This window comes from Amycolatopsis echigonensis, assembly GCF_014174495.1.
GTDB lineage: Bacteria > Actinomycetota > Actinomycetes > Mycobacteriales > Pseudonocardiaceae > Amycolatopsis > Amycolatopsis echigonensis.
This window is the reverse complement of the sequence record NZ_JACJHR010000014.1, coordinates 114,343-136,110: the sequence shown is the minus strand read 5'-3', so window position 1 is coordinate 136,110 and position 21,768 is coordinate 114,343. Positions and strand designations below refer to the sequence as shown.

At 68.8% G+C, this 21,768-nt stretch carries 21 protein-coding genes; 13 read left to right on the top strand and 8 right to left on the bottom strand.

The features are described 5' to 3' along the window. Nucleotides 1-47: 47 nt before the first annotated feature. A complete protein-coding gene (locus H5411_RS12955; RefSeq protein ID WP_208637429.1) occupies nt 48-467 on the bottom strand; it encodes a MarR family winged helix-turn-helix transcriptional regulator in 420 nt (139 codons plus the stop codon). 83 nt (nt 468-550) lie between these two features. Here H5411_RS12955 and H5411_RS12950 point away from each other — a divergent pair, with 83 nt between their 5' ends. Beyond that, entirely contained in the window at nt 551-970 is a 420-nt protein-coding gene (locus tag H5411_RS12950; RefSeq protein WP_101437923.1) for a PaaI family thioesterase, read from the top strand. Between the two features lie 46 nt (nt 971-1,016). Continuing rightward, nucleotides 1,017-1,886 carry a class I SAM-dependent methyltransferase gene (locus H5411_RS12945; protein WP_244194736.1) on the top strand — a complete coding sequence of 290 codons (870 nt, stop codon included), beginning with the start codon at nt 1,017-1,019 and terminating at the stop codon, nt 1,884-1,886. Here the strand turns inward: H5411_RS12945 and H5411_RS12940 are convergent. Continuing rightward, nucleotides 1,876-2,814: an MCE family protein gene (locus tag H5411_RS12940; protein WP_101441092.1), complete on the bottom strand. Its 939-nt coding sequence runs from the start codon at nt 2,812-2,814 to the stop codon at nt 1,876-1,878. The two genes, H5411_RS12945 and H5411_RS12940, sit on opposite strands and share 11 nt — an antisense overlap. A 313-nt stretch (nt 2,815-3,127) precedes the next feature. Here H5411_RS12940 and H5411_RS12935 point away from each other — a divergent pair, with 313 nt between their 5' ends. Beyond that, nucleotides 3,128-3,322 carry a hypothetical protein gene (locus H5411_RS12935; RefSeq protein ID WP_101437925.1) on the top strand — a complete coding sequence of 65 codons (195 nt, stop codon included), beginning with the start codon at nt 3,128-3,130 and terminating at the stop codon, nt 3,320-3,322. 928 nt (nt 3,323-4,250) lie between these two features. Then, a complete protein-coding gene (locus H5411_RS12930; RefSeq protein ID WP_167442016.1) occupies nt 4,251-4,706 on the top strand; it encodes a hypothetical protein in 456 nt (151 codons plus the stop codon). Here the strand turns inward: H5411_RS12930 and H5411_RS12925 are convergent. Continuing rightward, nucleotides 4,695-5,768, bottom strand: a complete 1,074-nt coding sequence (locus H5411_RS12925; RefSeq protein ID WP_101437927.1) for a reverse transcriptase family protein — start codon at nt 5,766-5,768, stop codon at nt 4,695-4,697. The two genes, H5411_RS12930 and H5411_RS12925, sit on opposite strands and share 12 nt — an antisense overlap. A gap of 229 nt (nt 5,769-5,997) precedes the next feature. On the opposite strand from H5411_RS12925, the gene H5411_RS12920 reads away from it, so the two are divergent. Beyond that, nucleotides 5,998-6,462, top strand: coding sequence for a MarR family winged helix-turn-helix transcriptional regulator (locus tag H5411_RS12920; RefSeq protein ID WP_101437928.1), 465 nt, complete (start codon nt 5,998-6,000; stop codon nt 6,460-6,462). Beyond that, the gene (locus tag H5411_RS12915) at nt 6,459-8,057 is read left to right on the top strand and encodes a chloride channel protein (protein ID WP_244194737.1); all 1,599 of its coding nucleotides are present in this window, start codon (nt 6,459-6,461) and stop codon (nt 8,055-8,057) included. Before H5411_RS12920 ends, H5411_RS12915 begins: the two co-directional genes overlap by 4 nt. Here the strand turns inward: H5411_RS12915 and H5411_RS12910 are convergent. Next, nucleotides 8,047-9,375 (bottom strand): class I adenylate-forming enzyme family protein, encoded by a 1,329-nt coding sequence (locus H5411_RS12910; RefSeq protein ID WP_101441094.1) that lies wholly within the window; start codon nt 9,373-9,375, stop codon nt 8,047-8,049. The two genes, H5411_RS12915 and H5411_RS12910, sit on opposite strands and share 11 nt — an antisense overlap. A gap of 58 nt (nt 9,376-9,433) precedes the next feature. Between H5411_RS12910 and wzm the strand changes: the two genes are divergently transcribed. The 4 genes from wzm to H5411_RS12890 all read left to right on the top strand — a co-directional run bounded on the left by wzm (nt 9,434) and on the right by H5411_RS12890 (nt 12,932). Further along, entirely contained in the window at nt 9,434-10,342 is a 909-nt protein-coding gene (gene wzm, locus H5411_RS12905; RefSeq protein WP_101437929.1) for a galactan export ABC transporter permease subunit Wzm/RfbD, read from the top strand. Nucleotides 10,343-10,529: 187 nt separating this feature from the next. Next, nucleotides 10,530-11,609: a glycoside hydrolase family 3 N-terminal domain-containing protein gene (locus H5411_RS12900; protein ID WP_183123886.1), complete on the top strand. Its 1,080-nt coding sequence runs from the start codon at nt 10,530-10,532 to the stop codon at nt 11,607-11,609. Between the two features lie 268 nt (nt 11,610-11,877). Next, nucleotides 11,878-12,180, top strand: coding sequence for a hypothetical protein (locus H5411_RS12895; protein WP_183123885.1), 303 nt, complete (start codon nt 11,878-11,880; stop codon nt 12,178-12,180). Between the two features lie 365 nt (nt 12,181-12,545). Further along, nucleotides 12,546-12,932, top strand: a complete 387-nt coding sequence (locus H5411_RS12890; RefSeq protein WP_183123884.1) for a hypothetical protein — start codon at nt 12,546-12,548, stop codon at nt 12,930-12,932. On the opposite strand, the gene H5411_RS12885 is transcribed toward H5411_RS12890, so the two are convergent. From H5411_RS12885 to H5411_RS12870, 4 genes are all read right to left on the bottom strand, one after another. Continuing rightward, nucleotides 12,886-13,743, bottom strand: coding sequence for a LysR family transcriptional regulator (locus H5411_RS12885; RefSeq protein WP_183123883.1), 858 nt, complete (start codon nt 13,741-13,743; stop codon nt 12,886-12,888). The genes H5411_RS12890 and H5411_RS12885 overlap by 47 nt on opposite strands. 151 nt (nt 13,744-13,894) lie before the next feature. Next, nucleotides 13,895-14,647, bottom strand: a complete 753-nt coding sequence (locus tag H5411_RS12880) for an SDR family NAD(P)-dependent oxidoreductase (protein WP_183123882.1) — start codon at nt 14,645-14,647, stop codon at nt 13,895-13,897. A 59-nt stretch (nt 14,648-14,706) separates the two neighbouring features. Continuing rightward, a complete protein-coding gene (locus H5411_RS12875) occupies nt 14,707-14,991 on the bottom strand; it encodes a hypothetical protein (protein ID WP_183123881.1) in 285 nt (94 codons plus the stop codon). A gap of 203 nt (nt 14,992-15,194) precedes the next feature. After that, complete coding sequence (locus H5411_RS12870; protein ID WP_183123880.1) at nt 15,195-16,436, bottom strand: PucR family transcriptional regulator; 1,242 nt, start codon at nt 16,434-16,436, stop codon at nt 15,195-15,197. A 186-nt stretch (nt 16,437-16,622) separates the two neighbouring features. Between H5411_RS12870 and H5411_RS12865 the strand changes: the two genes are divergently transcribed. From H5411_RS12865 to H5411_RS12855, 3 genes are all read left to right on the top strand, one after another. After that, complete coding sequence (locus H5411_RS12865) at nt 16,623-18,065, top strand: class I adenylate-forming enzyme family protein (RefSeq protein WP_183123879.1); 1,443 nt, start codon at nt 16,623-16,625, stop codon at nt 18,063-18,065. Nucleotides 18,066-18,143: 78 nt separating this feature from the next. Beyond that, on the top strand, nt 18,144-19,928 hold the full coding sequence (locus tag H5411_RS12860; protein ID WP_183123878.1) for a DUF3556 domain-containing protein: 1,785 nt from the start codon (nt 18,144-18,146) through the stop codon (nt 19,926-19,928). Beyond that, a complete protein-coding gene (locus H5411_RS12855) occupies nt 19,925-21,343 on the top strand; it encodes a phytoene desaturase family protein (protein ID WP_183123877.1) in 1,419 nt (472 codons plus the stop codon). Before H5411_RS12860 ends, H5411_RS12855 begins: the two co-directional genes overlap by 4 nt. The last annotated feature ends 425 nt before the right edge of the window (nt 21,344-21,768 follow it).

Below are 21,768 nucleotides of genomic sequence, written 5' to 3'. Positions count from 1 at the left end.
GAAGGACTCTGATTCCCACGGGGTTCCCCTCGCGAACCTCGGGCATCTCAGCCCGGCCACCCCGCCAGGTGGCGCAGCGCTTCGCTGGTCGGCCCGAACGCGTCGCCCAGCAGCGCGTGCAGTTCGCGGTTGAACGATTCGATCACCGGCCGCAACCGGGTGATCGTCGCGCTTCCCTCCGGGGTCAGGTCCAGCACCAGCGCCCGGTGCTGTTCCGGATGCGGCTGCCGGACGATCAGTCCCGCCTCGATCAGCCGTCCGGTCATCGCGGTGATCGCCGATTCGCGCTGGCCCAGTTCCGCGGCCAGTTCCCGCTGGGTGAGCCCCGGCCGGTCGTGCACCGCGAACAGCGCGCCGAGCTGCGCGGTCGTCACGCCGGCCGCGGCGAGACAGCGCCGGTCGCCCTCGACTCGCAGCCGGTGCGCCGCGCTCTGCAGCAGGAAGAAAAGACGTTCGTCGGCGGCCATGCGGGGATCTTGACAGTGTTCTCCTCTCGCCGCCATCCTCACTTCACTACTGAAGTACTTCACTACTGAAGTGAGGATCGGGAATGAACCTGGACTTCGCGCGCGCCGCACTCGCCGCGCAACCGTTCAGCGTCCTGCTCGGCGCGCGGGTCGAGGAGTTCGGCGACGGACGCGCGGTGCTGGAACTGGACGTCCGCGACGACCTTCGACAGCAGAACGGCTACCTGCACGGCGGCGTCCTCGCCTACGCCGCCGACAACGCGCTCACCTTCGCCGCCGGAACAGTGCTCGGTCCGCAGCTGCTGACGAGCGGCTTCTCCATCGACTATCTCGTGCCCGCCGACGGCACGGTGCTGCGGGCGGAGGCGACCGTCGTCCAAGCGAGCCGTTCGCGGGCCACCTGCCGCTGCGATCTGTACACAGTGGACGGAGAAGGCAATTCGACATTGTGCGCCGCCGCGCAGGGATCCGCGGTGCTCAGGCGGCCGGCTACTCCCGGGTAAACCGGGCGGTGCCGGATGGTGTCCGGTTGTCGGCTATCGTCCCGGAATGAACCAGGAAAGCCAAGATCGGCTGACGACAAGGACTTTGGGCCCTGCGCTGCGCCGGAAGGCCGGCCTGGTGCTGCGCCGGGCCGCGGCCAGGCTGCACGATCCGCACACCGACCAGCTCGCCGAACTGCGCGCGGAACTGGAGCGGACGCGGGAGGAACTGCGGTCCGAGATCCTCCGGCAGGGGGACCGCCTGCTGGACCGCGTGGTCGAGTTCGAAATCCGCAGCCGCCGCGACATCGTGTACGCCGGCGATCAGGACGCGGCGTTGGAGAGCAACGTCTTCGCGCGCGAAAACCTGATCGGGGCCAAGCATTTCGGGAGCCCGAAGGAAACGCTGCAGTACGCGCTTTCCCTCGCGCCCACCGGCGGGTTGGCACTGGAGTTCGGCGTCGCGTCCGGCAACACCCTGCGCACCATCACCGCCGCACGCGGGGCCACCGAGGTGTACGGCTTCGATTCGTTCGACGGCCTGCCCGAAGCGTGGCTCAACGGCATGCCCGCCGGTGCCTTCGCCCGCGACGACCTGCCTGACGTGCCGGGAGCCGAACTGGTCGTCGGCCTGTTCGCCGACAGCCTGCCCGGTTTTCTGGAGAAGCACCCCGGTCCGGTCGATTTCCTGCACATCGACGGGGATCTCTACAGCTCCGCGAAGACCGTGCTGGACAACGTCGGCCCGCGGCTGCGCGTCGGCAGCATCGTGCACTTCGACGAGTTCTTCAACTTCCCCGGCTGGAAACGGCACGAATACCGGGCGTGGACCGAGCACGTCGAGAAGACCGGCGTCGAGTTCGCTTACGAGGCCTACACGTACAACGACAACCAGGTCACCGTGCGGATCACCGGCGGACCGGGGCTCATGGAGTGAAGCAGCCGTCCTCGTTGACCGGTCCGATCGCGGGGAGGATCAGGCCGCACAGATAACCGTCGATCCACCGGCCGTTGCCGGTGAGATTCGCGGCGAAACGGACGAGCGGGGCCAGTTTCCGGATTCCTTCCGCGAGCGATGCGCGGTTGCGTTCGAGCAGCGCGGTGAGCCGGTCGAGCTGGGCGAGCACCGGGCCGAGCTCGCGGTCGTTGTCGGCGACCAGCCCGGACACTTCGGTGCCTAACCGGCGGGCTCCGGCGAGCAGCGACTGGATGGCCGACTCGCGTTTCTGCACCTCGGCCAGCAACTGGTTGCCGTCGGTGAGAAGCCGGGACAGCTGGGCGTCGCGGTCGGCGAGCGTGCCGGAAATCGTCCGCGCCTGAGTCAAAAGGTGAGCCAGTTTCGCGTCGCGGGTGGAGAGGGAATCGGACAGCCGCGACAGTCCGGTCAGCGTGCCGCGGACGTCCGCCGGGGTGTGCGCGAACGTGTCGGAAAGAGCGCGAAAGCTCTGCGACAGCTGCGTGGTGTCGATCGCGTCGACGGTCGTGGCCAGCTGCCGGAACGCGGGCAGCACGTCATACGGAACAGTGGTCCGGTCGCGCGGGATCGGCGTGTCGGGATCCAGCGACCCGGCGCCGACCGGGTCGAGCGCGAGATATTTCTGGCCGAGCACCGTTTTGATCCGGATCGAAGCGGATGTCCGGTCCCCGAGCCACGCTCCCGACACCCGGAAGGACACGCGGACGGACGCGCCGTCGAGCGCAACCTGAGACACCCGGCCGACTTTCACTCCCGCGATCCGCACGTCATTGCCGGTTTCGAGTCCGGCGGCCTCGCTGAACTCGGCGGCATACGCGGTGCCGTCGCCGATGATCGGCAGATTCGGCGCCTGGAGGGCGGCGAGGACCCCGAGGACGAGCACAGTCATCCCGACGAGAGCGGTGCGCACAGGGTGCCGGGCGGGATGCACAGCGTGGATAGTGGCTCGCCCAGCCGGGTGAGGCCACTCATGCCACCCGAATGGGCGCTTTCCGGCCGGTGTCCACTTAGGACGATCAGTGCTCCCGCCCTGCGCACGCCCCGTTTTCCGGCACCGCACCGGCGTCGCTCGACGTGTGCCATTCTGGCCTGGCCGGCAGACGTGATCGGAGTCATCGGAACATCCGGTGCCGCTCGGCCGTTGAAGGGGTGTGCAGCGAGCGCGGAAGACCCGCGCCCACGCCAATCGGGGAGGAGCCACCATGCGAGACCTGACCACCGGATTGCACCCGGCGCCGGACCTCGTGGACGACACCGACGCGGCCCGCCAGGAGGAACGCCGCCGCAAGGCAGCGCTGGCCGTCGCGTCCCGGGCCAAGGACGCACAGGAATGCGCCCTGCTGCTGGACATGCTGGGCCTGCACGCCCCGGGCAGCAGCCGGACCGAGGTCGCCTGAGGCGCTCCGGTTCCGCCGGAGTGTTCCGAGGTATTCGGGGGAAGAACACGCCCCGGCCGGTGTGCGGACCGGTTGCGCGTGAGCTTTGTGCCAGCCTGGCCCTGGGAGGGCCAGGCTGTTCGTGTCTGAGCGATAGCGGGCTGGGCGGCTCGGTTGCGGGGGGTGGCCGGGCCGTGGTGGCGAGAGGTTTGGGCGCTGGCTGGTCGGGTAATCGCCGGGCGATGGGCTTGAGTTTGACGTGTAGACGGTCTGGCGACCGGACGGGCTGACCGTGTGTGCGAGCCTGCCCCGCGACGTGTTGCCCTGTCTGGGCAAATCGAGTCCTGTGCCGCGTCATTCTGCGTGCCGCGCGAGGCGGGGAATGGTGGCCGCCGTAGGCGGCTCAAGAGGCTTTCTCTCCCATCGCTTCACCGTGCACCCGAGAGCAACCCGCCACCTCGATCCCACGATCCCGATTGGGCCGAACGGGTGAAAGCGCGACGGGAAAGCGCACTGGAAGCCCGCGCCGCCCACGGGTAGTTGAAGCGTGCATCGCCCGGAGGCCCGCTCCGCTTGGGCAGAACAACACCTTGGTATGAAAGCGATTCGCAACCGTCGCCCCTGCGCACTGCTGGGTGTCCACTTGGGCCAGTCGCCGCGGAATGCGGATTCCGCAGCAACTCGTCCCGGCCGCGCCGACAAGCCGACCCGCGGCGCGAAACTGCTGCGGAAACCGACTCGCGCCAGGAAATCCCGCAACCCCGCCGATAGGCTCGATTCCTGAGGAACACCAAGGATTCCCCGGCTTGCGCGGTCGAGTACTGTCGATTCCCCTGGGTGATATTTTGCTCCGAACGGCTGAGTGTCGCCGACGTATCTGTCACTCTGGTGGAGCATCCTGTACCGCGAAACGGCCTGGGTCGGGACCGGGCGCAGGGGAGGAAACGCTGTGCAGTACCTGCGGGAAGACGAATACCTCACTCGTCAGCAGCGAGCGCTGGCGGAAATGGTGCGCCGGGGACGGCGGAAGCGCAGTTTTCAGCTGGCGGAACATCTGGCCGCGGAGGGCGGGGTGCACCGGTCGGACATCCTTGCCGTGACGGCGCTTTTCCTTGCCTGTCAGGCGTTCCGACGAGGTGACGCGGCGGCCGTGCAAAGATTTTCGAGTGCGTTTCGCGGGTGCGAGCGAAGCAGCGTGGATCTCGCTCGGCAGCTCATGCGTTTGGAAGCGGGCCGGGAACAGGGCTGGCTTCCGCGCGTGCATTATGACGAGCTTTTTTCCTACGCTTGGCGAGAAAACCGGCCCGACATTCTGGTCAAAGCGTCGTTGATTCAGCCGCGAGATGTTCCGGCGGCCGGATGGTGGGCCGAGATGGAGCGGAACCTCAGCCTGTTATCGGTCTGAACCCGGTTCTCGCGACCAGTCGATCCGGGAGAACAGACCGCGCAATTTCGCGCCGCGGGTCGCGTTCGTGGCGCTGATCCACGCGATCCGGCCCAGCAGGTGCGCGCGGAAATCCGGGTGCCCAGCGCGGTTCTGCGGCCCCGGCCCGGTGCGGGTGCAGTTGTGCAGCACAGCCCGCAGCTCGTCGTACTCGGCTCGGGCGACGGCTGGCGCGGCGTTCACCACCAAACCCGCGACGCGTTGCTGCCGGTAAGCCGGTTTGACTGACGTCTTGTCGTTGCGCAAGCGGAAGCCCTCGTCGGTCACGATGCGCCGGACGCCCGGCAGCAAGCGATGCAACGGCAAAGTCGCGTCGCCGGAGAAGGCGAGGTCGTCGGCGTAGCGGGTGTAGTTCGCGCCCAGCACCGCGGCGAGGCCGGAGAGCCTGCGGTCCAGATGAAGGGTGACGGCGTTCGCCACCGAAGGCGACGACGGTGCGCCTTGCGGGAGGTGCGTTCCGGCGAGATGGCTCAGCATGGCCGAGCGGGCGGGGGCGGAGCGCAGGACGTCGACCGGAGTGCGGGTGGTGAGGATTCCGGCGATGGCGGCCGCGACGGCTGGTGGGTAACCGGCCAGATCGAGAATTGAGCGCACGCGGGTCGCGGAGACCGTCGGGAAGAAGCCGGCCAGATCCAGTCGCACCACCAGGTCTTGTCCGGCGTGCGGACGGGCGCAGGTGTGAATCGAGCGGCCGCGGCGGAAACCGTGCGCTGCCTCGTGGACCGGCAGCGCGTCGAGCACGTGCCCGCGGACCCGGCGCTGCAGCTCGGCCAGCCGGGGTTTCGGCCGTTCGATCAGCCGCGCGCCGCCGGTGGACGTCGGGATCCAGCGGTAGCTGTAATGCCGCAGCACCGGCCGGGACCGCCGGTGCCAGCCGCGTTCGTCGGCGAACCAGGACAGCTCGCCGGGCGTGAGGTCGAGGGCGGCGGCGCATTCGTCGAACGTGGTCCACCGAGCGACCGGCCAGCGCCACACCGGCATCGGTTCGGGCAGCGACGCGGAGGCGACTCGTTCTCCGTTCATCCGCGCTGTCTTGTACGCGGAGCGTGCCGCCGCTGCGCGGGGCGCTGTGGGTACGTGTCGTGCTGCTCCCCGGGGTTGCCCCGGAGTGGGTGGTCCTCCACCGGCTCACCTCCGCGTCGCCGGAACCCACCCTAGTCAAGATCACCGACAAAACGGGCAGCCGGGGGAGAACCCTTGGTGACCGAGCACACCCTTGACCCAGAGTCATGGTTATAGCAACTTTTGCACTATGCAAGGTTTGCCGGACGACGTGGCCGATCTCGAGCGGCTGACTCGCGTGCTCGTGGCCGTGGCCTGGGACAGCGCGCACGCCGCCCCGCGCGGCGTCACCTTCCCGCAGGTGCGGTTGCTGGTGGTGCTCGACAGCCTGGGACGCGTGCCGTGTTCGCGGCTCGCCGAGGCGATGGGCGTGAACGCGTCCTCGGTTACGCGGCTGGCCGACAAACTGGAGGCGCACGGGTACGTCGTGCGCGGCGAAGACGAGCACCGCCGCACGGTGGTGACGATCGAGGTCACCGCCGCCGGGCGGGAAGTCGTCGCGGGCGTAGTGGAGCGACGGCACCGCGCGCTGTCCGAGCTGCTGGCGCAAGTGCCGGCTGCCCGGGTCCAGGCGGTCTCGACGGCGGTCTGCGACCTGGTCGTGGCGGCGGAATCGGCACCGGGCGTGCCCACGGCCGGGCCGGGCCGGCTGTGAAGGTTCCGGCGCGGGCCGCGCACCTCGGCGACTTCGCGGTCAATCCGCGGATGCTGCTGATCACCGCGATCGCGCTGCCGGTGGGCGGCGCGGCCGCGGTGGCGGCGTTCGCGCTGCTCAAGCTCATCGGCTTGATCACCAATCTGGTGTTCTACCAACGCGTCGCCACGGATCTCGTCGCGCCGGGCGCGCAGCAGCATCCGTGGTGGCTCGTGCTGCTCGCGCCGGTCGCCGGCGGCCTCGTGATCGGCTTGATGGCGCGCTACGGCTCGGAGAAGATCCGCGGCCACGGCATGCCGGAGGCGATCGAAGCGATTCTCACCGGCGGCAGCCGGGTGGCCCCGCGCGTCGCGGTGCTGAAGCCGGTGTCGGCGGCGGTCAGCATCGGCACCGGAGGTCCGTTCGGCGCCGAGGGGCCGATCATCATGACCGGCGGCGCCGTCGGTTCGATCCTCGCGCAGCTGCTGAAACTGTCCGCGGACGAACGCAAGACGCTGCTGGTCGCCGGTGCCGCGGGCGGGATGGCGGCGACGTTCAACGCGCCGCTGGCGTCCGTCCTGCTCGCAGTGGAGTTGCTGCTCTTCGAGTGGCGGCCGCGCAGTCTCGTGCCGGTGGCCGCCGCGGTGTCGGTCGCGACGGTGTGCCGCGGCTTTCTGCTCGGCACCGGACCGGTCTTCGGGGTCCCCTTCGCCGGGGCCAACCCTGGCCCGGCCGCGGACGGTCTCGCGCTCATCCCCGGCCTGACCGGCGGATTGCTGGCGATCGGCGCGACCGCGCTCGTCTACTTCGCCGAGGATCTTTTCGGACGGCTGCCGGTGCATTGGATGTGGTGGCCCGCGATCGGGGGCCTGGTGATCGGCATCGGCGGCCTGATCGAACCGCACGCGCTCGGCGTCGGCTACGACGTGATCGACACGCTGCTCACCGGGCACGCGACCGCGTCGCTGATCGTCGGAATCCTGGTCGTGAAGACCTTGATCTGGGCACTGTCGCTGGGATCCGGGACGTCCGGCGGGGTGCTGGCGCCGGTCTTCATGATCGGTGCCGCGCTGGGTGCCGCGGAAGGCGGTTTGCTGCCGCACGTCGCGCCGGGGTTTTGGGCGACGTGCGGACTGGCCGCGGTGGTCGGCGGCGTGATGCGGTCGCCGTTGACCGGCATCGTGTTCACTTTGGAGCTGACGCACGCGTGGAGCTATCTGCTGCCGCTCGTCGTCGCGTCATTCTCGGCGTACGCGCTTTCGGTGTTGCTGCTCAAGCGTTCTGTGCTCACGGAGAAGATCGCGCGGCGACGTCTGCACCTCACTCGCGAGTACACGACTGATCCACTTGAGACGTTCTTCGTGCATGAGGTGATGACGCACCAACCGGATGTGCAGATGTCGGCTGATGTCGTCGTGTACGCGGACGACACGCTGCGCGACGTCGCGAACGAACTCGCGCTTGGGCATACGACGCAGGCGCTGGTGGTCGACCGGCACGAGCCCTCGCGGGTGCTCGGCAAGGTGACGCTGGCGCAACTGCTGCATGCCCGGCGGCGGGACCTGCACGAGGAGCATCACCGGGAACGGTTGCTGGGCCGGTCCATCACCGCTTGAGCCGCTGTTTGTCCACTTTGCCCACCGGAGTCAGCGGCAACTCGTCGCGGAACTCCACAGTGGACGGTACGAAGTGCTCGCCGCCGAGTTCTTCGCGAACCCGCTCGCGCAGGTCGCTCGCCGTTGTTCCATCGGCGACCACCACCGCGTGCAGCAGGGTTCCGTCTGGTCCTGGTGCGGGGACTACCGCGGCGGCTTTCACCTTGGGGTGGCTGAGAAGTGCGTGCTCCACTGTGGTCGACGAGACTTTCGTGCCATGCTCGCCGGTGACGATGACGTCGTCGACCCGGTCCTCCAGATAGAGGTAACCGTCCTCGTCGAAGCGGCCGAGGTCGCCGGTGCGCAGCCAGCCGTCGCCGATCGGCGGTTGCCCGTGGTAGCCGTCCATCATGGACAGTCCGCGGACAAGTACCTCGCCGTCCTCGATCCGGGCTTCCATCCCTGGCACGATGCGGCCGACGGAACCGAGAAGTTCCGGCCGGGCAAGGACTTCGTCCGCGGAGATGCTGGCGATCATCGGCGCTTCGGTGAGTCCGTAACCCTGTCCGACGACCGGACCGAACACCTTGAGCGCTTCGGCCAACCGGCGCGGCGGCAGCGGCGCGGCACCGAGAGAAAGCTGCTGCACGCTCGATACGTCCGTAGTGGACAGATGCGGATGGTCGAGCACCGCGGCGAGCCGGGGCGGGGTAAGAGAAAGCGTCGTGACGCGATGACGCTCGACATCGGCGAGAAGTTTCTCGGCATTGAACTCTCGGTGCAGTACCACGGTGTTGCCGCAACAGAGCGCACCGAGAACGGCGGCGTTGCCGGTCATATGCGTGAGCGGCGCGGTGACGAGGGCCGTCTTGGTGCCGTCCGGCTGGAAGATGTGGGCGACGCCGTCGTAGATTCCGCTGTGCCGGATCAGTTTCGGAGCCCCGGTGGTGCCGCCGCTGGGGAAAATCGCCGTGACGCTATTCGGTAACATGTCCGGAGTGGACGGACGCGCGGCGGCGAGCGTGTCGAGTTCGGCGTCGGTGAGCAAGGTCGCCCCGGTGGCCGCGAGCGTCGCCGCCCGCGCCGGACGGCTCGCGGACGCCGCGATCAGCACCACTTCCAGTCCCCGCAGCTGTGCGGCAAGCTGGGTGAGCACCACTTCCGGCCGGTTCGCGGCGTCGATCGCCACCATGCCGCGCACCTCGGCGAGTCCGCTGTACAGCCGCGACAGCAGCTCTGACGCCGCTCGGTACGTCATCGTGGTGTCGTCGTGGTGGAACAGCACGGTGTCGCCGCCGTCGCGGAGCGCGGAAAGGACGCGGGACAGGAAAAAGCTCACCCGGCACACCGTAGTCGTGTGTTGGCCGAGAACGGCGATCGCGGCTAGGTTCGCTGTCATGACCGCTCCACCCGCGATCGCCGCGGACCCGAGAAGCTGGCGTCGCGCCTTCGCTGACCTGCTGGCTGGGCTGCGTGCCCGGGAACTGTGGGCGTTGCTCGCGTGGCAGGATATCAAGCAGCGCTACCGGCGTTCGTCGCTAGGACCGTTGTGGATCACCGTCGGGATGGCGGTCACCGCGCTCGCGCTGGGTGTCGTGAACTCAGCGCTGTTCGGCAGTTCCATCTCGACGTTGCTGCCGAGCATCACCACCGGGCTCATCCTGTGGAACTTCATGAACGGCTGCATCGTTGAGGGCTCGGAAACGTTCATCGTCAACGAAGGGATGATCAAGCAGCTTCCGGCTCCGGTGTCGGTGTACGCGCTGCGCACGGTGTGGCGGCAGGCGTTGTACCTGGCGCACAACCTCGTCGTGTACGTGCTGGTGCTGGCGATCTTCTTCGGCAAGCTGTCGCAGCCGTACCGCTTGGTGGACAAGGACGGCGCGCTGCTGCACCCTGGGCTCGGCTGGGGGATGCTGCTCGCGGTGCCCGCGCTGATGCTGGTCCTGCTGAACGGCGCCTGGGTCGTGCTGCTGTTCGGCGTGGTGTCCACGCGGTTTCGCGACATTCCGCCGGTGATCCAGAGCTTCATCACGATGCTCTTCTACGCGACGCCGATCATGTGGTCGATGGACCAGGTGCGGGTGATGAACCAGAGTTCGCACGAAGGATTTGGTTCCGTCGCGGTGAATTTGCTGCAGCTCAATCCGGTGTACCACTTCGTCGAGATCGTGCGCGCACCGCTGGTCGGGCAGCAGCAGAGCTGGACGCATTGGCTCGTCGCGGGAGTGGTGACCGTGGTCGGCTGGTCGCTGGCGATGCTGGTGCTCCGCAATTACCGGGCCCGGGTCGCTTACTGGGTCTGACATTCTCTTCGCTCGTGAAACACCGCCGCCGTCGCTTCGGCCATAACCGCCTTCGGATGGGAAGCGGCCGGGATTGCTCCTTGTTTCGCCACGCTCTTGTGCACCGTGCTGGTTCCCGCGGGCACTAACCGCGCACACCCGCTCGCCGGGGGTTAGCGTTGTGTCACGGCTCGCGAACGGAGGTCGCATGAAGCGTCGGAAGGCATTGCAGGCTCTGGCCGTGGCGGTGCTCGCGATGAGCACGGTCGCCGCCGCCCCGTCCGGACTCACGCCGCGGCAGCTGGCCGGACAGCGGGTGATCTACTCCTATCCTGGTCTGACCCCGCCTGCCTCGTTGCTGCAACGCATCCGCGCCGGCGAGGCGGCAGGCGTGATCTTCTTCGGCGAGAACATCTCGAGCACCCAACAGATTAGCGGCGTCGTACGACAATTACGGGACGCGAACGCGCAAAGCCCGGTGCACCGCCCGTTGCTGCTGATGACCGACCAGGAAGGCGGCAAGGTCCGCCGGTTGCCCGGCGAGCCAGTTCTGTCGGAGAAGCAGGTCGGCCAGTCCGCGGATCCCTCCGCCGCGGCCAAAGCGGCAGGCACCGGCGCTGGTCAGAACCTCGCCGGGGTAGGCATGAACCTCAACCTCGCGCCGGTTCTGGATGTCTACCGCCAACCGGGGAATTTCATCGACAAATACGGCCGCTCCTACAGTCAGGACCCCCAGGTGGCTGGCGCACTGGGCCAGGATTTCGTCACGGCTCAGCAGGCAACCGGCGTCGCCGCGACGGCCAAGCACTTCCCCGGCCTGGGCGCCGCGCCCGCCGGAAGCAACACAGACGTCGGTCCGGTGACGCTGAACGTGCCCTTGTCTGAACTGCGCGCCAAGGACGAGGCTCCCTACCACCCGGTGGTCGACGCTGGCGTGAAGCTCGTGATGCTTTCGTGGGCCGTCTATCCCGCGCTTGACCCCTCCCGCCCCGCCGGACTTTCGCCCGCGGCGGTGCAGGAACTCCGAAACGGCACGAAGTTCGCCGGGGTGACCGTGACGGACGCCTTGGAGGCCGGCGCGCTGAAGTCCTATGGCGGATCGGGAAACCGCGCCGTGCTGGCGGCGAAGGCGGGGATGGACCTGATCCTGGCTTCGGCCCGCGAGGTGAGCCAGGGGGACGACGCCGCTTCCGCGCTGGCCGCCGGATTGTCGAACGGATCGTTGCCGAGCGGGGAGTTCACCGCGGCGGTGGACCGGGTGTCGGCGTTGCGGGATGGGGTGAAGTGACGCTTCCGACGGGGCTTGGGTGAGTGCTGGCGTCGTGCTCGGTCACGGCCGCTGGTGTCCATGCCCGCGCAAGGCGGCTCTCGGCGCCGCGCTTAGGTATTGCTAGTGCCTTCTCCTCGCGGCGAGGTGCTCGCTGAAGGTGGCCCGGCCCTCCGCGATTACCCAGCGAGCAACCCCCGTTCCGGTGACACCCGGCGGTGTGGATATCGGGCTGTCCCCGGGCTGAGCGGGCACCCTTGCGTGCGACCCACCCACGACGGGAGGACGAATGCAAGCTTGGTGGCTCCTCGTGGCCGTCGCCGCGGTGTTCGTGGTGCTGGCCGTCGTGTTCCTGCGCCGCGCCGCCCGGCGTCGCTCCGCCGTTCCGCCGCCGAACGCTTCCCCGGCCTCTTCTCCGGCCGACTCCACCCGCCGCTGGGTCTCCCCGTCGGACGACCTGCCTCGCCGCGCCCGCCACCGGCTGGACGAGGCGCACCCCCTGGCTCGCTACCCAGTCGCCCGGCAGCGCCCGATGCGGCATCCGCGACCGTCGACGCGGCAGGAGTCCGCACGGGAACGTCGCGACTCGTAGCCCGCCGGAATTCGGGACAGCCGAGATGAACCGCGGCGGGAACATTCCTCGAGGAACACCGATCGATTTCATCGCTGAATCGCAGCGAAAACATGCGTTGGACTGGAAGGTCGACGCGAGCCAATACTCAGCCCATGACGTCTGTGCCTGGCGATTCCGCCGAGAACTCGGGCCCAAACGATGACCGGTGTCTCGACGGTGCCGAGTCGGCGGACCGGTCCGGTGGCGACGCCGGGACCGGCCCGAGCGCTGAGCGAGTCCTCGACGGTCACAGGATCGCTCCGGACGCCGCTGTCCCAGGTTCGGTGGGCGAGCTTGGGATCGCGGCTGACCGCGTCGCCGTCCGAGCGGTAGACGACAGCCCGGTGGCTAGCATCAACCGAGCCGCGGGCGACGAGTCGATGGCCGCCGTTGTCCGGTCGGCTATCGCCGAGCCTGCGACCAACGTCAACTGGGCGGTGGCCGACGTCGGTCCGGTGGCGCGCGGCAGTCGGGTGGCTGAGCCTTCGGCGAACGCCGACGCCAGCCCGGCAGCCGAGGTCGAGTCGGTCGATGGCGAGACTCGGGATGTCGTCCGGCTGCTGCGGCGGTTTGGCGGCCGGGCGTTCGCGCTGGCGTTCGTTGCCGGGATTACCGGATTGACGACTGTCGCGCTGGTGGTGGGTTTGGTCGGGTTCGCGTTGGTGCTCGCGCCGGTGCGTGGGGTCAGGCGAGGAGATGGGCCAGCAGCGCGCGTGCCGCCGGGTTGGTGAGGTTTGCCGAGCGGCCGGTCAGGTAAATGGTGCGGGCCAGCGTCGGCTGGGTGAGGTGGGCGAACGGCAGTCCGGATCGGGCGGCGACCTGTTCGGGCACCACGGTGACGCCCAGTCCAGCCGCGACGAGGTCGACCAGCAGCGGGACGTTGGTCGCTTCGCAGACCTGGTCGCGGCGGACTCCAGCCTCCGTGAAGGCGCGGTCGACCAAGGCTTGCAGGCCGCTGCCGGTGAAATCTACGAACGGTTCATCGTCCAGTTCCGCCAGCCGGACTCTGCGGCGGGTCGACAGGCGGTGTCCGGGGTGGGTGAGCAGGACGAGGTTTTGCTGCCAGCTGGCGAACTCGGCCAGGTCCTCCGGCAGCGGACCGCCCACATAGGACAGATCCAGCTCGCCGTCGGACACCGCGGCGGTCAGTCCGGGGATGGTGCCTTCCCGGACACGCAGCCGGATTCCCGGGTAGCGGGCGCGGAATTCGCCGAGCTTCGCGGGCAGATCGAGGACGGTCAGGGTCTGGATGGTTCCGATCGACACCCGGCCGCGCGCGAGTCCGGTCACCGCGGCTACCTCGCCCCGGGCGGAGTCGACGTCCGCGGCGATTTGCCGGGCAAGGGGGAGCAGGGCCTCGCCCGCGGGGGTGAGCGTCACCCGGCGGGTGGTGCGGTCGAACAGTTCCGCGCCGAGGTCGGTTTCCAGTTTCCGGATGGACGCGCTGAGAGCGGACTGCACGACGTGCACGTCCTGGGCGGCGCGGGTGAAGTTGCGGTGCCGGACTACGGCGAGGAAGTGTTCGACCTGCCTCAGCTCCATCGGCTTCGCCTCCGTCTCGCCACCGGGGAGTGATCCGGTCAACGTACCGCGCGGGCGAGTGGGGGACGGCGGCTCGAGGAGCCCGTACGCCAGACAACGCAGGAGGGGCTCCCGCCCGCGCAGCGGAGGACCGCGGGAGCCCCAAGGACGCCTACTGGGCCGTGAAGCCCCCATCGACCACGATCTCCACCCCGGTCACATACGAGGACTCCGAGGAAGCCAAGAACAAGATCACGTCGGCGACCTCCTGCACCTCCCCAGTCCGTCCCATCGGCACCCCCGCGACCTGCTTCGCTCGCCACACCGGATCGGTCGAGCCGCGGGAGGTGCGCATCGGCGGCAGGAAGCCGGGCGCTACCGCGTTGACTCGGATGCCTTCGCCCGCGTAGTGGACGGACGCGGCGGTCGTCATCGCCTTGATCGCGCCCTTCGAAGCGGCGTAGCCCAGGTGCACGCCGACCTGGCCGATCGACGCCGCGATCGACGTCAGGTTCACGATCGAACCTCCGCCTCGGCCGGACATCGCTGCCACGCCGTGTTTGATGCCCAGGAACACTCCGCGGGCGTTGACCTGCAGCAAGCGGTCGTAGAACGCCGTGCTGGTCAGGTCCGGGTCGAAGGTGCCGCTGATGCCGGCACTGTTGACCAGCACGTCGAGCTTGCCGTGCCGGTCCAGCACACCGGCGATCGCTGCCGTCCAGGACTCTTCGTCGGTGACGTCCAGGCGGCGGTAGTCGGCCTGGCCGCCGTTGGCGCGGATCTCCTCGGCCACGGCGGTGCCGTCAGCGTCTTCAATGTCGGTGACGACGACCGTCGCGCCTTCGCGGGCGAAGGTGAGCGCGGCTGCCCGGCCCATTCCGCTCGAAGCGCCGGTGATCAGGGCGATCTTGTCCGCCAATCGCATGTGGGTCCCTTTCGCTGGTGGGGACCCCAGTCTGACGCCGGGCCGGGAGCGGGACCGACTCAGGCCAGCTCGGCGGAGACGACCGACGAGAGGTCGCGCAGCGCGTCCAGCAGGGCGTCGAGCGCGTCGGGGCTGACCAGGACCGTGCTGACCATGCTGCTTTCCCGGACCCCCTCGCGGACGTCGACGGACAGCTCGTGGATCAGCTTCCCGTGCTGGCTCAGCGTGGCGACCAGGCCGGGGATCTGGTCGATGCCGCCGACGAAATACGTCGCGATCCGGCGGCGGACCAGCATGGCCGGGGCGGAGGTGTACGGGGCGGAGGAAAAGGTGCTCAGGGACATGGCGTTTCTCCGGGAACTCATGAGAGGTCTGGCGGGAAAAGGGCCAGGTCCCGAAGCAAAACCGCATACCGACATCGCGCGCCGGCAGCCTGGTTCAGCCGGCGCGCCGGGTTACGAGTCGCTCGGACGTCATGAGGCGCAGCACGGCGACAGGTTAACACGGCCACGCGCGAAGGCAAACCAATCCACAAAGGACAGACGGGTCAGCCGGGTTCGTTCCACGGCAGCCGCTTGCGCAGCAAAGTGGCCGCACGCAGGGCGACCTCCACTTCCAGCCGGTGTTCGGCGAGCGGCCGTCCGCACAGTTCCTCGGCCTTGCGGACGCGATAGTGGACGGTGTTCTTGTGCAGGTGCAGCCGGGCGGCGGCGTGCGTGTAGCTGCCGTCGGTGTCGAGGAAGACCCGCAGCGTCTCGCGCAGCTGCTCGGTGCCGGGATCGTCGGCGACCAGGTCTCCGAGGACCCGCGCGATCCACCGGTACACGTCGTCGGAGTGTTCGGTGAGCAGCGCGGCGATCGCGACGTCGTCGAACAGCACCACGTTCTGGCTCTGGTCCTCGTCGGTCTCGGCGACCGCTCGGGCCCGCACGGCCTCGCGCAGGGACCCGCGGAACCCGGGCAGCCCGTAGCCCGGCGCGCCCAAGGCCAGCCGCAGGCCGCCACCGATTTCTGCCACGCCGGCGCGGAGCCGTTCGACCTCGATGTCGTCACGTTCCGTGCTGACCGTCCAGCTCCACAGCGTGCGGTCGTCGGCCAGCATGGTGAGCGCCGGACCGCGCCCGCACACCTCCTGTAGCAGCCGCGCCGCTGCCTGCAGTTCGCCCGCGCCCTCGGCGGGCAACCAGGCGACGGCCGCGCAGTGCCACTGCCGCATCGGGAAGGCGAGCAACTGCTGCGCGGCGTCCTCGGTCAGCGTGTCCGAGTCCAGGACCAGCCGGATCTGCGCCGCCCGTGCCGCACCGGTGCGGCTGCTCCAGCGCCGGCGTTCGGTCTCGAAAATGTCGATCAGGCCCTCGATGACCTGGTCGATGTAGCGGTTGGTGCGCCGCGACAGTTCGGCGAGCACGGCGAGCGCGAGCTGGGTGTCGATGTTCGGCTGCCGCTCCAGCGCCTCGATCGCCCACTGTTCGAATCGGTGCTCGCCGAGCCGGTACGCCCGAAGCAGCGCTTCCAGCGACAGCTCGTGCTGAGCGAACCGGCGCGCGTACTCGGCCGCGGCGGGCGGGACGGTGATCCGGTCGAGCGGGATGGAATGCGACAGCATGTCGAGGATCGCGACCAGATTCGCCGACGTGCTGGCGATCATGAGCTTGCGGACCGTCTCGTCGTGCCGGAACTCCGGGATCATCTCGACGAACCAGTCGGTCAGCTCGGTGGTGCGCGCGGCGAGGTCGGCGTCGATGGCGTGCGCGATCTCTGCCACGACGGCGTCGACGGCGTCGGACATGGCGGTCAGGGTAGCCACCGGACCGCCCCGGCGACAGGCGAGCGGCGTCGTTCACCCCCTCGGTGCAGGCGGTTGTGACCCCGGCACAACGACCCGCGGCGCCTTCGGTTCTGCGGCCTATGGCCTGGGTCACTACGCGTCCTTACCGTCATTTCCCACTAAGCCGCACTGGAAAGGACTTCGACGATGCACCTCGCGGCGCTGCCTGAAGAGCGGGCCCGGCGGAATCCGAACCTGCCGTGTCTGGCTGACGAACACGGCGAACTCGGCAACGCCGGCTTCGCGGTACGGGTGCGCAGCGCGGCGGCCGCGTTGCGGGCCCGAGGGGTCGGTGCGGGCGACGTCGTCGCGGTGCTGCTGCCGAATCGCGTCGAGTTCGCGGTGGTGTTGTTCGCCGCCTGGCGGCTCGGTGCCGCGGTCACGCCGGTGAACCCGGAGCTGACCGACGGCGAGGCCTCGTTCCAGATCGCCGACGCGAAAGCGAAAGTCGTCGTGGGACAGGGTGATTCGGACCTGGTGACCATGCGGATCGAGGAGCTGTCGACGGCCGCGCCCGACGACGGTCCAGTGGCCGAGGACGAGCACGCGGTCGCCCTGCTCATCTACACCAGCGGCACCACGGGACAGCCGAAGGGCGTGGTGCTCGACCACGCCAACGTTCGGGCGATGACCTCGATGATCGTCGACGCGCTCGAACTCGGCCCGGCGGACCACAGTTTGCTGATCCTGCCGCTGTTCCATGTCAACGGAATCGTGGTCAGCGTGCTCGCGCCGTTGCTCGCCGGCGGTCGCTCGACCATCGCCGGGAGATTCCGCGCCGACGACTTCTTCACCGTGGTCGAACGCGTCCGTCCGACGTATTTCTCTGCCGTGCCGGCGATTTACGCGCGGCTGGCCGGTCTCCCGGACGCCGTGCGGCCGGACACTTCGTCGCTGCGGCTGGTGGTGTGCGGTGCCGCGCCGATGCCCGCCGAGCTGATCCAGCGCGTCGAGCAGCGGTTCGGAGTAGTGGTGGTCGAGGGCTACGGCCTGTCCGAGGGAACCTGCGCTTCGACGCTGAATCCGCTGGCCGGGCCCCGTAAACCGGGCACCGTCGGGCGTCCGTTGCCCGGCCAGGAAGTCGCCCTGATGGATCCGGACGGGCGGCTGGTGACCGACGGTCCCGGCGAGGTCGTGGTCCGCGGCCCGAACGTGATGCGCGGCTATCTCAACCGGCCGGAAGCCACCGCCGCGACGATCGTCGACGGCTGGCTGCACACCGGCGACGTCGGACGGTTCGACGAGGACGGTTACCTCGTCCTGGTCGACCGCATCAAGGACATGATCATCCGGGGCGGGGAGAACCTCTACCCCAAGGAGATCGAGAACGCACTGCACGCACACCCGGCGGTGCTGGAAGCCGCGGTGGTCGGCGCACCGCATCCGGTGCTCGGCGAACTGCCGGTCGCGACCGTGACGCTGTACCCGGGCGCGGTCGCGAGCGAGGCCGAGCTGCTCGAACACTGCCGGGCCCGGCTGACGCGGGTGAAGGTGCCGGCGCGGATCGACATTGTCCCCGCGCTGCCGCGGAACCCGGTCGGCAAGATCGACAAACCCGCGCTGCGCCGGGAACTCGCCGCGGCGGGGTAATTCCACTCTTCTGAAAGAAACCATCCGTGCCCGCATTCGCGGGTCCGGTCGATGCTGCCCGGAGAAAGGCGGAGAACAATGGGGTTCAAGACAGGGGACTTTCCCCCGGTCGATCCGGAAACCTTCCTGCGGAAGCCACTGTTCGAACGGACCAAGGCGCTCGCGCTGCACTGGGTCCAGTTCGGCTTCGGCTCGCCCAAGATGATCCCGGCGACGTACGTGGTGAAGCTGCTTTTCCTGTACGTGCTGGCCGGGGTGGTGCTGGCGACCGCCACGTCCGGCGTCGGCCCGTTCTGGGATGTCGCCGCGTGGTGGCACGAACCGGTCGTCTACCAAAAGCTCGTGCTGTGGACGGTATTGCTGGAAACGATCGGGGTCGCCGGTTCCTGGGGCCCGATCGCGGGCAAGTTCAAGCCGATGACCGGCGGGATCCTGTTCTGGGCGCGGCCCGGCACGATCCGGTTGCGGCCGTGGAAACGCGTGCCGTTCACCGCGGGCGACCGGCGAACCGGCTTCGACGTGCTGCTGTACTTGGCGTTCCTCGCCACCCTGCTGACCGCGATCGTGCTGCCCGGCGTCCCGGACGCCGCGCTGTCGGCCGCGCTGCCCGGCAACACCTCGGGTCTGGTGCGTCCGGCGCTGCTGATCGCGCCGATCGTGCTGTACGTGCTGAATGGGTTGCGGGACAAGACGATTTTCCTCGCTGCCCGCGGTGAGCAGTATCTGCCCGCGTTGGTGTTCTTCGCCTTCCTTCCGTTCGTCAACATGATCATCGCCGCGAAACTGCTGATCTGCATTGTCTGGATCGGCGCGGGCGTTTCGAAGTTCGGCAAGCATTTCACGAATGTGGTGCCGCCGATGGTGTCCAACAGCCCGTGTGTTCCGTTCAAGTGGCTGAAGCGGGCGCATTACCGCGATTTCCCGAACGACATCCGGCCGTCGAAGCTCGCGACGTTCATGGCGCACGTCGGCGGGACGACGGTGGAAATCATCACGCCGCTGGTGCTGCTGTTTTCGACCAACCACTGGGTCACGCTCGCCGGTGTCGCGCTGATGGTGGTGTTCCACCTGTTCATCACGTCCACGTTCCCGCTGGCGGTGCCGCTGGAGTGGAACATCCTGTTCGGCTACCTCGCGATCTTCCTGTTCCTCGGGTTCCCGGCGAGTGCTGGATACGGCGTCGGCGACATGACGCCGGGCTGGCTGGCCGTCGTGATCGCCGCCGCGCTGCTGTTCTTCCCGATCCTGGGCAACCTGCGGCCGGATCTGGTGTCGTTCCTGCCGTCGATGCGGCAGTACGCGGGCAACTGGGCGTCGGCGCTGTGGGCGTTCGCCCCGGGTGCCGAGGCGAAGCTGAACACGCTCCCGCACCGGCCGACGAAGAACCAGGTCGACCAATTGCAGGCGATGGGTTATCCGGCGGAGGTCGCCGAGATCACCATGCAGCAGACGATCGCGTGGCGGTCGATGCACAGCCAGGGCCGCGGGTTGTTCTCGGTGCTCGCGAAGAAGCTGCCGGACCTCGAAACGCGGACCGTGCGGGAGGCCGAGTTCGGCTGCAACTCGATCCTCGGGTTCAACTTCGGCGACGGGCACATGCACAATCTCGACTTCGTCAACGCGGTGCAGGAGCGGGTCGGATTCGCGCCCGGCGAGTGGATCGTCGTGTGGGTCGAATCGCAGGCCATCCACTCGAAGGTGCAGCATTACCAGGTGATCGACGCGGCGCTGGGCGTGATCGAGCGCGGCCACTGGACGGTGGCCGACGCGGTCAACGAGCAGCCGTGGCTGCCGAACGGCCCGATCCCGCTCACCGTGACCTGGACCGCTCAGCAAGCCGAGACCGGCAGCGTGCTGGCATGACTACCGCGGTGGTGGTCGGCAGTGGACCGAACGGGCTCGCCGCGGCGGCGGTGCTGGCGCGCGCCGGGGTCGACGTGACGGTGCTGGAGGCCGCCGACGAGATCGGCGGCGGCACCCGCACCTACGAGGCGATCGTCCCCGGCCTGCGCCACGACCACTGCTCCGCGACCCATCCGATGGCGGTCGGCTCGCCGGTGTTGACCGACCTCGGGCTCGATCGGTACGGCCTCCGCTGGCGGCTGCCGGAGATCGACTGCGTGCACCCGCTCGACGACGGCACCGCCGGAGTCCTGCGCCGTTCGGTCTCCGCCACCGCCGCCGGGCTCGGTCCGGACGAGCGTCGCTGGTCAACTTTGTTTTCCTCGCCGGCGCAGAACTACGACGCGCTCAGCGAGGACATCCTCGGCCCGCTGCTGCGTGTCCCAAAACACCCGTTGCTGCTGGGCCGGTTCGGCCTGCCGACGGTCGCGCCGGCGACCTTGCTGGCCCGGTACTTCCGCACCGAGCAGGCCCGAGCGCTGTGGCTCGGCGTGGCAGCGCACGCGTTTCGTCCGCTGGATCGCCCGCTTTCGTCGGCGATCGGGCTGGGCATTCTCACCGCAGGCCATCGGCACGGCTGGGCGGTCGCCGAGGGCGGGTCGCGGGCGATCAGCGACGCGCTTGCCGCGCTGGTGGCCGATTTCGGCGGGAAAATCGAGACTGGCGCGCGGGTGGAGTCGGTTTCGCAGCTCCCGCGGGCGGATGTGGTGGTGTGGGACGTCGGGCCGAACACGCTGGCGTCGGTGCTCGGCGACCGGTTGCCGCCGCGGATCCGGCGTTCGTACGAGCGGTTCCGCTACGGCCCCGGTGCGTTCAAAGTGGACTTCGCGGTGCAGGGCGGGATTCCGTGGCGTTCGCCGGAAGCACGCGTCGCCGGGACTGTCCATTTGGGAGGCTCGGCGGAGGAGGTGGCGGAGGGAGAGCGACTTGTCCACGATGGACGGATGCCGGAGCGGCCGTTTGTGTTGCTGGGTCAGCAGTATCTGGCTGATCCGTCGCGTTCGGTCGGCGACGTGCATCCGGTGTGGGCGTACGCGCATGTGCCGCATGGGTACACCGGTGACGCCACCGAGGCGATCACGGCGCAGATCGAACGGTTCGCGCCGGGGTTTCGGGAGCGGGTTATTGGTTCGGTGAGCACGTCTTCGGCGGAATTCGCCGCGGGGAACCCGAATTTCGTCGGTGGGAACATTCTTACCGGGGCGAAGGATGTGCGGCAGTTGGTGTTCGGTCCGCGGGTGACTTTGCAGCCGTACGACGTGGGGGTGCCGGGGCATTTCGTGTGTTCCGCGGCTGCGCCGCCGGGGCCGGGGGCGCATGGGATGTGTGGGGGGAAGGCGGCTGAGAGGGCGTTGCGGTATTTGCGGAGGGGGTAGCCCCGGCGGGTGCTGCAGGTGGTTTGGTGGGCGGCTCGTCGCCTGGCGGCGACATTGCCGGTGGGTGTGTGCGTGGGGTACCCCGAAGCTGGATTGTGCTGACGGTTCGGGGGTGCTTGTCAAAGCGGGAAAGATGCCTTGACAAGCACCCCCGAACCGCAGGGAGGCTTCGTATCGGGGTGTGGGGGAGGGTCTGGGTGCCTCGATTGTGGGTGCATCGGCTGCGGCTGGGGCGGGCCGTGAAGGGGGCCTTCAACGGACGGCGGCGGTCCGTGACGGGAACCCCGCTGAAGGAGCCCTCCGGCCGTTGGCTCCTCCTCGATAGCTGTGAAGGGGCCCTTGAGGGAATTCGTCTTTGTGAAGGTGGCCCTCACTGGCTTCGGCGAGCTTGGGGGTGCGCGGATTGGCAAGACCTCTGCCTGCGG